The sequence below is a fragment of the Peptoniphilus lacydonensis genome, from assembly GCF_900106515.1.
Classification (GTDB): domain Bacteria; phylum Bacillota; class Clostridia; order Tissierellales; family Peptoniphilaceae; genus Peptoniphilus_A; species Peptoniphilus_A lacydonensis.
The window spans coordinates 296,281-310,272 of sequence record NZ_FNWF01000003.1 but is presented as its reverse complement, the minus strand read 5'-3'; the positions used below and the strand labels follow the sequence as shown (position 1 = coordinate 310,272).

9 protein-coding genes are annotated in these 13,992 nt (G+C 30.7%); 6 read left to right on the top strand and 3 right to left on the bottom strand.

Features of this window, described 5'->3' with window-relative positions; all coding sequences use genetic code 11:
• Positions 1 to 59 precede the first annotated feature (59 nt).
• Positions 60 to 1,580, bottom strand: coding sequence for a glutamine-hydrolyzing GMP synthase (gene guaA, locus BQ5450_RS03220; protein WP_010245654.1), 1,521 nt, complete (start codon positions 1,578 to 1,580; stop codon positions 60 to 62).
• A 220-nt stretch (positions 1,581 to 1,800) separates the two neighbouring features.
• On the opposite strand from guaA, the gene secA reads away from it, so the two are divergent.
• Complete coding sequence (gene secA, locus BQ5450_RS03215) at positions 1,801 to 4,539, top strand: preprotein translocase subunit SecA (RefSeq protein ID WP_010245651.1); 2,739 nt, start codon at positions 1,801 to 1,803, stop codon at positions 4,537 to 4,539.
• 807 nt (positions 4,540 to 5,346) lie between these two features.
• On the opposite strand, the gene BQ5450_RS03210 is transcribed toward secA, so the two are convergent.
• Positions 5,347 to 7,086, bottom strand: a complete 1,740-nt coding sequence (locus BQ5450_RS03210; protein ID WP_010245648.1) for a zinc ribbon domain-containing protein — start codon at positions 7,084 to 7,086, stop codon at positions 5,347 to 5,349.
• A gap of 166 nt (positions 7,087 to 7,252) precedes the next feature.
• Positions 7,253 to 7,552: a hypothetical protein gene (locus tag BQ5450_RS03205; RefSeq protein ID WP_010245644.1), complete on the bottom strand. Its 300-nt coding sequence runs from the start codon at positions 7,550 to 7,552 to the stop codon at positions 7,253 to 7,255.
• Positions 7,553 to 7,758: 206 nt separating this feature from the next.
• Between BQ5450_RS03205 and dnaX the strand changes: the two genes are divergently transcribed.
• From dnaX to BQ5450_RS03180, 5 genes are all read left to right on the top strand, one after another.
• Complete coding sequence (gene dnaX / locus BQ5450_RS03200) at positions 7,759 to 9,432, top strand: DNA polymerase III subunit gamma/tau (RefSeq protein WP_071125964.1); 1,674 nt, start codon at positions 7,759 to 7,761, stop codon at positions 9,430 to 9,432.
• An 8-nt stretch (positions 9,433 to 9,440) separates the two neighbouring features.
• Entirely contained in the window at positions 9,441 to 9,782 is a 342-nt protein-coding gene (locus BQ5450_RS03195; RefSeq protein ID WP_010245638.1) for a YbaB/EbfC family nucleoid-associated protein, read from the top strand.
• 1 nt (position 9,783) lies between these two features.
• A complete protein-coding gene (recR, locus tag BQ5450_RS03190) occupies positions 9,784 to 10,386 on the top strand; it encodes a recombination mediator RecR (protein WP_071125963.1) in 603 nt (200 codons plus the stop codon).
• A 45-nt stretch (positions 10,387 to 10,431) separates the two neighbouring features.
• A complete protein-coding gene (gene ftsH, locus BQ5450_RS03185; protein ID WP_071125962.1) occupies positions 10,432 to 12,321 on the top strand; it encodes an ATP-dependent zinc metalloprotease FtsH in 1,890 nt (629 codons plus the stop codon).
• Positions 12,322 to 12,511: 190 nt separating this feature from the next.
• On the top strand, positions 12,512 to 13,813 hold the full coding sequence (locus BQ5450_RS03180) for a Na+/H+ antiporter NhaC family protein (RefSeq protein WP_071125961.1): 1,302 nt from the start codon (positions 12,512 to 12,514) through the stop codon (positions 13,811 to 13,813).
• Positions 13,814 to 13,992 lie beyond the last annotated feature (179 nt).

The window sequence follows — 13,992 nt, the reverse complement described above, 5'->3', positions numbered from 1 at the left end:
ATATTGTTACACTTAGATTTTAGATTGGCTTATTTAAGCTATTTATAAGTTATAATCTTTTATTCCCATTCAATAGTTGCTGGTGGTTTACTTGTTATGTCGTACACTATTCTATTTATATGGTCTACTTCGTTTACTATTCTATTGGAAACTTTGTCCAAGACTTCCCAAGGGATTCTTGTAAAGTCTGCTGTCATAAAGTCTGTTGTTGACACTGCTCTTAGTGCCAATGTGTAGTCATAAGTTCTAAAGTCGCCCATTACTCCTACTGATTTATTGTTTGTCAATACTGCAAAGTATTGATTGATGTCTTCTAGTTTTGCTTTTTCAAGTTCGTCTCTAAAAATTTTATCTGCGTCACGAAGTGTATCTAATTTTTCTTTTGTGATTTCTCCAATAACTCTTATTGCAAGTCCTGGGCCTGGAAATGGTTGTCTATCTACTAAATAATCTGCAAGGCCAAGTTCACGTCCAAGTTCACGAACTTCGTCTTTAAATAGCATGCGAAGTGGCTCGATTATTTCTTTAAAATCTACAAAGTCAGGAAGTCCTCCTACATTATGGTGACTTTTTATTACTGCAGAATCGCCAAGACCTGATTCGATTACGTCTGGATAAATTGTTCCTTGTGCTAAGAAGTCCACTGATTTTATTTTTTGACCTTCTTCTTCAAAGACTCTTATGAATTCTTCGCCAATTATTTTTCTTTTCTTTTCTGGATCTGTTACACCAGATAATTTTTCTAAAAATCTCTTTTCTGCGTCCACTCTTATAAAGTGCATTCCAGAATTTTTAAAGGCTTCTTCTACTTCGTCGCCTTCATTTTTTCGCAATAGTCCATGGTCTACAAAGATGCAAGTTAAGTTTTTTCCAACTGCTTTGGATAGAAGTGAAGCTGTGACAGATGAGTCAACTCCACCTGATAGAGCTAGTAAAACTTTTCCATCTCCAACTTTTTCTTTTATCTCTGCAATAGATTTTTTTGCATAATTTTCCATTGTCCAATCTTTTTTTGCACCGCAAATATTTACGGCAAAGTTTTCTAACATTTCTTTGCCATGAACTGAATGATTTACTTCTGGATGAAATTGCAATGCGTATAGTTTTTTGTCTTCATTTTCCATTGCGGCTACTGGGCAATTTTCACTTTTGGCAATTATTTTAAATCCTTCTGGTACTTTTTCTACTCTATCTACATGACTCATCCAAATAGTTTCTTCATCCGATAAGTTTTTAAATATTTCAGATTTTTCTGTTTTTATTTTAGTTTTTCCAAATTCTCTTTCCTTTGGTGCGTTTACAACTTCTCCACCAAGTATGTGTGCCATAATTTGCATTCCATAGCAAAGTCCCAAGATTGGAATATTTTTTTCGAAGATTTCTCTTTCTATTTTAGGGGCACTTTCTTCATAGACAGAATTTGGACCACCTGTAAATATTATTCCTTCTATATTTTTTCTGTTTTCTATTTCTTTTAAGGCTTTGTTGTAAGGAACTACTTCACAGTAGATGTTAAGATCTCTTATGCGTCTTGCTATCAACTGATTGTATTGGCCGCCAAAGTCAACTACTAATATCATATAAACCTCCTCGTCTTTTTATACATTTTATAATAAAAAATTTATTTTGTATAGTTGCTATTATTGTATAAATTTAATTTAAAAGAAGTATTTAACTTAATTTTATTGACATTAATTATTAGTAAACATATAATTTATAGGGAAACATAAAAAATTGATTTTTATTGTAAAGAATGCCATTTAATGATAAAATATTACGTCAGGTAAAAGGAGTGGTAAAATGGGTTTAATGGAAAAGATTTTTGGTACCTACAGCGATAGGGAATTAAAAAAAATCGAGCCCCTTGTAAATAAAGTTATGGATCTCGAAGGTGAGATGGAAAAACTTTCTGATAATGAGCTAAAAGCAAAGACTGAAGAGTTTAAAAATAGACTTAACAATGGTGAAACAACTGATGACATTCTTCCAGAAGCTTTTGCAGTGGTAAGAGAAGCTGCATGGAGAGTTCTTGGAATGAAACACTTTAGAGTGCAAGTAATCGGTGGCATTGTTCTTCACCAAGGCAGGATTGCTGAAATGAAAACTGGTGAAGGTAAGACGCTTGTTGCAACTCTTCCTGCATATTTAAATGCACTTGAAGGAAAGGGTACGCACATTGTAACAGTAAATGATTATTTGGCTAGTCGTGATAGAGATTGGATGGGCAAGGTCTACGAATTTTTGGGATTAAGCGTTGGTTGTATTATTCACGACATGGATCAAGAAGACAGAAAAATTGCATACAATTGCGATATTACTTACGGTACAAATAATGAATTTGGATTTGACTATCTAAGAGATAATATGGTTATCTACAAAGAAGAAATGGTTCAAAGGGGACTTCATTTCTGTATTGTCGATGAAGTTGACTCAATTTTAATTGATGAAGCTAGAACTCCACTTATTATTTCTGGTCAAGGCGATGAATCCGTTGATCTTTATGTAAGAGCAAGAGATTTTGTAAATACTTTGTCACACAGAATTAAGAGTCAAGATGAAATTGATCTTGAAAGATTTAATAGAGAATTTGAAGAAGAAACTGTTGATTACGTTATAAATGAAAAAGATAAAACTGCAACACTTACTGATAAAGGTATCGAAAAGGCTGAGAAATATTTTGGAATAGAAAATTTATCAGATGCATCTAATATGGAACTTTCTCACCATATCAATCAAGCACTTAAAGCTGCAGGAACTATGAAAAATGATATAGATTATGTTGTAAAAGATGGCGAAATCATAATAGTAGATGAATTTACTGGTCGTTTAATGTATGGTAGAAGATATTCTGAAGGTCTTCACCAAGCAATAGAAGCTAAAGAAGGTCTAGAAGTAAGAGCAGAATCTAAAACTCTTGCTACAATTACGTTCCAAAATTATTTTAGAATGTATAAAAAGCTTTCTGGGATGACTGGTACTGCCATGACAGAAGAAGGCGAATTTAGAGATATTTATAATATTGACGTTGTTGAAATTCCTACAAATAAGCCTGTAATAAGGGATGATGATAATGATCAAATTTATATAAATGAGGATGCAAAATTTAAAGCAGTTACAAGAGAAATTGAAGAAGCACACGCAAAAGGACAACCAGTTCTAGTTGGTACAATTTCTATTGATAAGTCAGAAGCACTTTCTAAATATTTAAAACGTGCCGGCATAAAGCACAATGTCTTAAATGCTAAGAAACACGAACAAGAGTCTGAAATAGTTGCACAAGCTGGTCGTTTCGGTCAAGTTACTATTGCAACAAATATGGCTGGTCGTGGTACCGACATTGTACTTGGTGGTAATCCAGAGTATCTTGCTAAAAAAGAACTTAAAAAGCAAGGTATGGAAGAAGAAATGCTTGAATATGCAGATTCATATTTCAACACAGATGATTCAGAAATTTTAAAAGCAAGAGAAGATTATCAAAATCTTGTGAAGAAATTCAAGGAAGAAACTGACAAAGAAGCAGAAGAAGTTAAAAAAGCTGGTGGACTTAGAATAATTGGTACAGAAAGACATGAGTCAAGACGTATTGACAACCAACTTCGTGGACGTTCTGGACGTCAAGGAGATCCTGGTTTTTCAAGATTCTATATTTCTGCAGATGATGATTTAATTAGACTTTTTGCTGGAGATAGATTTAAAGAAACAATGCTAAAGCTTGATCCGGAAGAAGATGAACCAATTGAACATAAAATTCTAACTAGATTAATTGAATCTGCACAAAGAAAAGTTGAAGGCAATAACTTTAGTATTCGTAAAAATGTTTTAAAATACGATGATGTTATGAATAAACAAAGAGAAGTTATCTATGCTGAAAGACGAAAAGTTTTGGAAGGTGAAAACCTAAAAGATGACATTATGGAAATGAGAAATGATGTTATTGACAATACAATAGATTTTTACAATAAACTTGATGACAACAATAAAAATTATCTAGATTTTGAATCAATTAGAAATTTTGGAGTTAGTACTTTTGACTTTGAAGAAGATTTCTTAAAGGGAATTGAAAATCCAACAGCAGAAAGTTTAAAATCTTTCATAAAAGAACTTGCTGATGAAAAATATAAAGAAAAAGAAGAAGACTTTGGAGAAGAAAAATTTAGAGAAATTGAAAGAGTTGCACTACTTCAAAATGTTGACCAAAAATGGATGGATCATATTGACGCAATGGATCAACTTAGAAAGGGAATTGGGCTTCGTGCAGTTGGACAAACTGACCCAGTAAGGGCATATGCTGAAGAAGGTTTCGACATGTTTCAAACTATGAATGAGTCTATAAAAGAAGACACAGTGAAGATGCTCTACCATGTAGCGAACCCTGAAAAAGTTAAGAGAGTTAGAGTTGCAAAAGAAGTGGAAACTGTAAATCCAGATGATGGAAAGAAAAAACCTTATGTGAGAAAAGAAAAGAAAGTTGGCAGAAATGATCCATGTCCATGTGGAAGTGGAAAAAAATATAAAAATTGTCACGGAAAATATGAATAATTAACAAAAGGACTTTCAACAAATTGTTGAGAGTCTTTTTTTGTAAAAGTATGTGTAATAGGAAAAGGATAATTCTAAAACCATAACTTTATCAAGATAAATTATTGACACAGAATTAAATATATTATAAAATTATTTTACAAATAAATATTAACTGCTTCATTTTGCATGAGCTATTACAATAGATCAATAAACAATTTGAGACCCAGTGAATAAAGTAATCTTTATTTTGCTGGGATTTTTTAATATATTTTATAATTTGTTTAGTATGAATTTTGTAATGAAGTAAATAAGGAGGGTATTTTTTGTTCTTTGTCAAGAGTTTAGGGACAACTCATCCATGTAATGTATTTAAAGTTGATTTGGGGATAAAGCTAATTTTATTCTAAATTTACTTGATTTTTATGATTTTAGGGTGCACAAACAAGACCTAAGGCCATTTTTTATGATATTATTAATAATATTTTGTTCTGAAATGGTTAAAGTTTTACATTCCAAAATTTGTTCTTTTTATGGGTTCTATTCTATTGTATAATCTTTCTAAGTATCCATTAATCCAGGAATGAGGAGGAGTTTAATACTTTTTCTTTCCAGTATTTTTTCTTCTATTGTTAGGATTCCTGAATCTTTTTTTAGATACTTTTTATTTTTTAAAGTAGATAATGGAAAGTTTTATCGGCACAATAAGGGTAATATTTTGGTTTCTTTCATAGATATTGTATTTATTTGGCAATTCGTATGCAAAAAAATATCTGTTAAGGGATATTTTTATCCCCAACAGATATTTTAGCTCCTTTTTAAAACTATTTAAAAAAGTGTTACAAATATAAAATTAATTATAAACCAGACCATTTTAAATAAAAGTTCAAGAAGTGTAAATGGAATGGCATACCATCCAATAAAGTTAATTTTAGATTCTCCCAAATCTCTATTATAAAGGGTAATTGCAATTAAAAGAGATAAAATAATTACAAGAAGTGTTGCAAGGGGCATAGCTGTCAATGCTTGCAAAATATCATATTTTAGGAATCCTCCATAAGGAGAAATTATAAATCCTATAAACAAAAATACTTTACAAATTATCCAATTTATAAGAGCGAATTTTTTAACTTCAGAATAGCTAGTATCAATATCATCTCTATCAGTAGCAATGTTTAGTGGAATATAAAATTCTAAATAGTCAAATACAAGTTTAAGAATTATAAATAAAATAAGTAAGAAACTAAAAGATCCATTTCCAATTAGAACTGAAATTGCAGTCAAAGATGCACCTATACCTATTACGATTTTACTTTCCCTAGAACCTAAATCGCCTATATAATTTGAAATTCTAGAAGTCAATATATCTAAATTTTCTAAAATTTTATCTAACCATTCGAGTAATGTTTTAGAAAATTTTGAATTTTTTTGATTTTCTCTTTTTGAGAATTTTTTTTCGATAGATTTATCAAATTTCGAATCAGATTTTTCAATTTCTTTTACAGGTTTTTCACCTTTATCCTTAAAAGTAAATAAGTCCTTAAGTTTTTCAGACTTATTTATTTTCTCCTCTGTATTTTTAGGATTTTGTGATTTTTTTTCTTTAAAAATTTTTTTACTCGATATATTTTTATTTGGTGAATTAAATTTTTTATCAGAGTCATCTTTTAAAGATTTATTATCGCTATTTTTTTTATTTAAATTATCTTTTTTTTCTTTTTCTTTATCAGATTTTACAATTGCTTCTTCAATATCAACCTTAGGAGTGCTAAGAGTATTTTCAAAATTTTTGTCAGAATCTTCTAGAGATTTACTTATTTCTAAATTTCTAGTATCTTCTTTTTTAGAATCGTCATCTTTTAAATTAGAAAAGATAGAGTACTCATCGTCATCTTCATTGATAAAATTTTGCCATTTTTCTTTAAAAGAAAATTTTCTAGATTTTTCATCTTCGGTGAAAGAATCATATTGTTCTTTTTGAGAAAGTTCATAATTATTTGAGTTTGAATCCCTATTAGCAGAAGAAAAAGTTGACTTTGAAGAATTTTCTTTGTAATTTGATTTTTTTAGTTCTTCTTGGACTCTTTTGACAAGTTCCTTCTGACTTATGTTAAAGTTATCCTTGATATTTTTGGAATTATCATCTATTAAGAAATCCTTATCAGAGATTTTCGAAGAGCTTGATAATTTTTCTGGACTATCTTTTCTATTTTCTTTAGAAAATTTAGATTCTTTATTTTTTTCTAAATTATTTGAAATAAATTTGTCTTTTTTATTTTCCCTTTCAGGTGATTTCTTTTGGACATTGCCCTTTTCATGGTCTTCAATATTTTTGGAAATCTTTCTGTCAACTTCTTCGATGATATTTTTTAATTCGTCTGTGGTGTCTATTGAATCTAAGGATTTAGGATTAAAAACTCTTGTATTTTCACTTATTTTCTTTATTTTATTGGTATCCTTATTATTATCAGACGTTACATTTATACGAACATCCTTTAGATTTTTACCGCAATAAGCACAAAAATTATCATCTTTAGAAACTGGATTTCCACATTTTGGACAAAACAAAAAAACACCTTCTTTCATATATTCTATTTTATAATTATAACATATTTTTTACACCGAACAAATTAAATAAAAAATTAAAAAGTAAGTTTGATGGCGTTAACTAATTAAAAATTTAAGTATAAAAAAAGAAAGCCCCGAAAGGCTTTCTAAATAATTTAAACTAAAATTATTTTGCAGCTTCTTCGTTGTTTGTGTTTTCAGTAGCTGCATTAGCATCAGCGTTAGCTTCAGCTTTTTCTTGTTCAGCGTTAACAGCTGCATTAGCTTCATCTTCTTTAGCGTTAGCTTCAGCTTTAGCTTCGTTAGCATTTGCTTGAGCTTTGTTAGCTTCAGCTTGTTCTTCTACTGCATTGTTTTTAGCGTTAGCTGCTTCTTCTTTTTTGTTATTAGCGCCTTGGCATGCTACCATACCTAACATTAATACGGAAATCATTCCAACGCTTGCTATTTTCTTTAAATTTTTCATTTTAATAAATCCTCCTAATTTTTGAAACACATTGTTTCTTGATTTGTCTATATATTATACTGGTCATGTGAAAATTATGTGAAGATGGTGTTAAAAATTTTTGGAAATAGAATTATAGAAAATTAAACTCTTCAAAAGAAGTTTTAAAAATTGTAAAAATAATTTATAAAAAAGTTTTTTCATGTATAATTATTTTAGGTGAGAAAATGTACAAAGCTTTATATAGAAAATACAGATCCAAAACTTTTGATGAATTATATGGACAAGATGCAGTTGTTGCTTCGTTGAAAAATCAGGTAAAAAATAATGAGATAAGTCATGCATATATATTCCAAGGGACTAGAGGTACAGGGAAAACTTCTGCGGCAAAAATTCTATCTCGTGCTGTAAATTGTCTTAATCCGATAGATGGAAATCCATGCAATGAATGTGAGAATTGTAAAAAAATTTTAAAAGAATCAGTTCTAGATGTTGTAGAAATGGATGCAGCAAGTAATAATGGTGTCGACGACATAAGAGAGTTAAAGGAAAAAGTAATTTATCCTCCACAGTCTTTAAAATACAAAGTATATATTATTGACGAAGTTCATATGCTTTCAAAAGGAGCGTTTAATGCACTTTTAAAAGTTTTAGAAGAGCCTCCAAAACATTTAATTTTTATTCTTGCTACAACTGAAATTGAAAAAATCCCTGCAACAATACTTTCCAGATCTCAGAAGTTTAATTTTAAGAGAATATCAATAGAAGATATAGAAAGAAACCTCAAGAGAATAACGGAACTTGAGGGCAAAACTTGTGACGAAGAAGTATTTACTCTTCTTGCAAAAAACTCTGATGGAGCCATGAGAGATGCGATTTCTATTTTAGATCAACTTTTGACGAAAAAAACTGATCACATAAAAATAGAAGATGCTATGGAAGTTTTGGGAATTTCTTCTTCAAAATTATTATTTGAACTTTCTAAGTTTTTAATAGAAAGAAATATAAGTAATTCTTTATTTACAATTGATGAAATTTATAGAGAAGGAGTTGATTTCACGACTTTATCGGGGCAGTTATTAGAGCACTTTAGAGATCTTTTATTAGTAAAAACTTTAAGTGATCCAAAAAAAATTGTCTATACAACATATTTAGATGAATTTAAAGAATTGGCGACAAAAGTTGACTTGGAAGATCTTCTTATTATAATTGAAATTTTGAAAAATTTGTCAAATGAAATAAAATATGCAGATAACAAGAGAGTTGTCTTTGAAATGAATTCAGTAAAAGTTTGCAACAGAGTTACAAAAGATGACTTATGTCTTAGAGTAAAAGCCATTGAAGATAAGGTAAGCTCTTTTGAAAGCGGGAATTTTATAAATAAAAGTACTAAAAAAAATAATATTTCAAAAGAATATAAGGATTATGATGATTTACAAAAAAAACATACAAAAGATGATGAAAATATTGCAGAAAGTGTAGAAGATAACTTAATTGAAAAATTTGATGATTCTGCTATAATAAAGAGTAATGGAGAAGTGGAAGATGGAATTATTAAGAGTGCTGAAGAGGCTTCTTGTAGTTCACTTTCCTTTGAAAGAATAAAAATGGATTGGCAAAGAATAATTGACGAACTTATTTCTAAGGGATTTAATGGTTTTGCTGGTTTTGTAAAGTTTGCAGAGCCTAGTGAATTTCATGACAATATTTTAAAAATTACTTTTGAAGAAAAAAATAGTTTGTTTTATTCTTATTGCATTCGCCCAGAAAACAAAAATATTTTGCCAGATCTATTAGAAAGTATTTATGGCGAAAAAATAGATGTCAGAATGGATATCAAAAAGGGTGGTCCAGATAAACTAGAAGAAATTTTTGGAAAGAATAATATAGAAGATATTTAGGAGGAAATATGGCTAAAGGCGGATTTAATGGCTTCCCAGGTGGAGGCGGAAGAAATAATATGATGAAACAAATTGAAAAGCTTCAAAAACAAATGGAAGAGATGCAGGAAAATTTAGCTAATGAAGAAATTTCTGCAACTTCAGGTGGTGGGGCTGTGTGTGCAACTGTAAATGGAAATAAGGAACTTATTTCTATTAAACTTGATAAAGACGCAGTAGATCCTGATGATGTTGAAATGTTAGAGGATTTAATTGTAGCTGCAGTAAATGAAGCTCTTAGAAGTGCTGATAACAAAATGAGTTCTCAAATGGGTAAATTTACAGGTGGATTAAATATACCAGGACTATAAAATGAACAACGAAATTGGACCTATTGAGGATTTAATTAAAAAATTAAATAGACTTCCTGGTATTGGTTCCAAAACTGCTCAAAGACTTGCTTATTACATTATTGGTTTAGATAAAGCCGAGGCACTTGATATTGCAAATTCTATTGTTTCTGCAAATAAGAATACTGTAGAGTGTTCTATTTGTAGGAATTATGCAGACAGCGATCCTTGTGAAATTTGTGCTGATAAATCCAGAGATGATTCTGTTATATGCGTGGTTGAAAGTCCGAAGGATGTTGAAGCAATGGAAAGATCACTTAGCTTTCGTGGGAAGTACCATGTGCTACATGGAGAAATTTCTCCACTTAAAGGGAAAACTCCAGAGGATGTAAAAGTAAAGGAGCTTATAGATAGAGTTGAGAAAGGAAATGTAGAGGAAGTTATTGTGGCAACAAATCCAACTGTTGATGGAGATGCAACAGCGAGATATATAAAAAATATACTAGAAGATTATGATGTAACTGTTTCTAGAATAGGTTATGGTCTTCCAGTTGGTGGAAATCTCGAATTTTATGATGAGATAACTATTCAAACAGCGATTCAAAATAGAAGAAGGCTAGATTAATTTTGGGACTTGTTCCAAAATTTTTCTTTTTGAAGGGAGAAAATTTTGTCTAACAACAAAAATAATTTTAATAAATATATTCCCAAGATTCTTTATGTTATATTGGTAATAAGTATTTTTTATTTAGTTACCATATTTTTTGTACCAAAACTTAATAAGGATCAAAGTATAAAGAAAATTGATTATGTATCCTTTGTAAATATGGTAAAAAAAGGTGAGGTAAAGAAAGCAGAAGTAAGAGATAAAACTATTGCTTTTGAAGTAGAGAAAAAAGGGGAAAAAGTAAAGTACGAAACTAATAGGATGTATGATCCTAATTTAGTTGATAGATTAGCAGATGCAAATGTGAAAAGTGCACAGGTTTATAAAACTGAAATGAATCCAGTTCTTTCATTTATAATATCTACTATTGCAACTTTTGCAATTTTTATAGCTTTTTGGATTTTTCTATCCAAGGTTTTATTCAAAAAAATGGGCGATGTTGGTCCAATGAATCTTGGGAAAAGTGGAGCAAAGATTTATGTTGAGTCGACTGACGGCATAAAGTTTGAAAATGTAGCAGGACAAGATGAAGCAAAAGAAGCTTTATCAGAACTTGTTGATTTTTTACACAATCCAAAAAAATATACAGAAATAGGGGCAAAGCTTCCTAAAGGGGCACTTTTAGTTGGGCCTCCAGGAACTGGTAAGACACTTCTTGCAAAAGCTGTAGCGAGTGAAGCAGGAGTTCCTTTCTTTTCGATTTCAGGCTCTGCCTTTGTAGAAATGTTTGTAGGTCTTGGAGCAGCAAAAGTTAGAGATTTATTTAAGCAAGCTGTGGAAAAAGCTCCCTGTATAATTTTTATAGACGAAATAGATACAATTGGTAAAAAAAGAGATGGCGTTGGCATCTCAGGAAATGATGAAAGAGAACAAACATTAAATCAACTTTTATCAGAGATGGATGGTTTTGATGCTAAAGCTGGTGTAGTAATTTTAGCTGCAACAAATAGGCCAGATTCTCTTGACCCAGCTCTTTTAAGGCCGGGCAGGTTTGACAGAAGGATACCAGTAGAACTTCCAGATTTAAGTGGAAGAATTGACATTCTAAAAGTTCATGCGAAAGATATAAAAAAAGAAGAAAATATAGATTATTCAAAGATTGCTCGTGCGACTGCTGGAGCAAGTGGTGCAGACCTTGCCAATATGGTAAATGAAGCAGCTCTTCGTGCAGTGCGTGAAGGCAGAGATAAAATGAGCGAAAGAGATATAGAAGAATCAGTAGAAGTAGTTTTGGCAGGTTATGAAAAGAAGAATGCAGTCATATCTTCTCGTGAAAAAAGAATAATTGCATATCATGAAGTGGGGCATGCACTTGTAGCTGCAAAACAAAAAGATTCTGCTCCAGTTCATAAGATTACAATTATCCCAAGAACTTCAGGTGCACTTGGATATACTATGCAAGTTGACGAAGAAGAAAAATTCTTAATGACAAAAGAGGATGCAATTAATAGCATTGTAACCTTAACTGGAGGAAGGTCAGCAGAAGAATTAATATTTAATATAAGGACAAGTGGAGCTTCAAATGATATTGAAAAGGCAACAAAGATTGCAAAGGCTATGGTTACAAGATTTGGAATGACAGATGAATTTGGATTTGTAGCACTAGAATCAATGACTAATGCCTATCTAGGAGGGGATACTTCTCTTCAATGTTCTCCACAGACACAATATGAAATTGACGAAGCTGTGCAAAAAATAATTGATGGAGCACATGAGGAAGCTAGAAAGATTTTAAAAGAAAATATAAAAGCACTTCATGCAATTGCAGAATATCTTTTAAGACAGGAAACTATAACAGGTGAAGAATTTATGGATATTTTAAAAGAGTATGAAGAAAAAGAAGAGTTATCAAATAAAGATGATGACAAAATTGAAAGTGAAAAAAAAGAATAAAGTTTTTAGATTAAAACTATTTTTATATAATATTTTTCGTGTAAATCAATTGCAAATTAGTCGTTAATTAAGTATTAAAGTTCGGAAAAGATTTTTCTAATCACAGAAAAGTCTTTTTTTTATACAAATTTTAGATTACAATGTATAATTAGGGTATAAAAAATATATAAAAAAAGAAAAGGGGAGAATAATGATACTTTCAAATGCAGTTATACTGTCAGTAATAATACTGGCGGCTTTATGTTTAGCTAAAGTACCTGTATTTTTTTCGCTGATGATTTCAGCAATATGTGCAGGACTTATTTCGGGAACAGGGATTTCTGAAACTATGAAACTTTTAATAGGGGGTATGGGCAATAACGCTGAGACAGCACTTAGCTACATACTTCTTGGTTCGCTTGCTTTTTGTATGCAAGAAACTGGTGCAGCAGATATAATGGCAAAAAAAATAGGATCTCTTGTAAAAGACAATAAGATTTTACTTTGTATTATTATAATTTTAATTGCTATTGCAGCAGAAACTATAATACCAATTCACATTGCTTTTATACCTATCTTGATACCACCACTTCTTTCACACATGAACAAGATGAAGATGAATAGAAAAATGCTTTCTGTTTCTTTTGGTTTTGGACTTAAAGCTCCTTATATTGCCATACCTGTTGGTTATGGTGCAATATTCCAAGGGCTTATAGTAGATTCTTTTAACAGATCAGGGCTTTCTATTGTGAGAAAGGATGTTATAACAACAAACTGGATAGTTGCAGCTATAATGTTTGTAGGTCTAGTAGCAGGTTTAATATTTTTCTCACGCGATAGAGATTATGCAGAAAAAGAAGTGGAAGATTCAGAAACAAGAGAAATTCCAGATAAATTGGAAAAAAGACATATACTTGTACTTTTATCAGGAGTAATAACTGTTTTAGTGCAAATATTTACAGAATCACTTCCACTAGGTGCGTTAGTAGGTCTTATTTTTATAGTAGTAACTAGAGTTATAAAATGGGACGAAATACAAAAAATGCTTGATGGCGGAATAAACATGATGGGATTTATAGCTTTTGTAATGTTAATTGCAGCAGGTTATGCAAATGTACTAATAAAGACAGGTTCTGTTGATGCTTTGGTACAATATGCTACATCTTTATTAGATGGTTCAAAACTTGTAGCTTCTTATGTAATGATTCTTTTAGGACTAATGATTACTCTTGGAATAGGAACTTCTTTTGGTACAGTTCCAATTATCTCAGCTATATATGTACCGATTGCAGTTAGCCTTGGATATTCAATCCCAGCTACAATTTTACTTGTAACAATTGCAGCAGTTTGTGGAGATGCAGGATCACCGGCATCAGACACAACTCTTGGACCAACATCTGGACTTTCTGTGGACGGTCAACATGATCATATAAAAGATACTTGTGTCCCACAATTTACATTTTATGGAATACCATTAATTTTAATTGGTGGTTTCATAACAACCTTAATTTAAAAAGATTATTACTAAAAATTAAATTAAAAGAAAATAAAAGAAACTTCTGCGGGGTGGACAGAAGTTTCTTTTATTTTCTTTATCAAAATATAAGTAAAGGATTAGCAAAATAATATTATAAAATAATATTAACTTACTAAATATATTATAACTCTATTATAAAAAAAGTAAAGAAGAAT

Coding starts and splice junctions, on each gene's coding strand:
- secA (WP_010245651.1), top strand. CDS start 1,801: ATGGGTTTAATGGAAAAGATTTTTGGTACCTACAGCGATAGGGAATTA.
- guaA (WP_010245654.1), bottom strand. CDS start 1,580: ATGATATTAGTAGTTGACTTTGGCGGCCAATACAATCAGTTGATAGCA.
- BQ5450_RS03195 (WP_010245638.1), top strand. CDS start 9,441: ATGGCTAAAGGCGGATTTAATGGCTTCCCAGGTGGAGGCGGAAGAAAT.
- dnaX (WP_071125964.1), top strand. CDS start 7,759: ATGTACAAAGCTTTATATAGAAAATACAGATCCAAAACTTTTGATGAA.
- BQ5450_RS03180 (WP_071125961.1), top strand. CDS start 12,512: ATGATACTTTCAAATGCAGTTATACTGTCAGTAATAATACTGGCGGCT.
- recR (WP_071125963.1), top strand. CDS start 9,784: ATGAACAACGAAATTGGACCTATTGAGGATTTAATTAAAAAATTAAAT.
- BQ5450_RS03205 (WP_010245644.1), bottom strand. CDS start 7,552: ATGAAAAATTTAAAGAAAATAGCAAGCGTTGGAATGATTTCCGTATTA.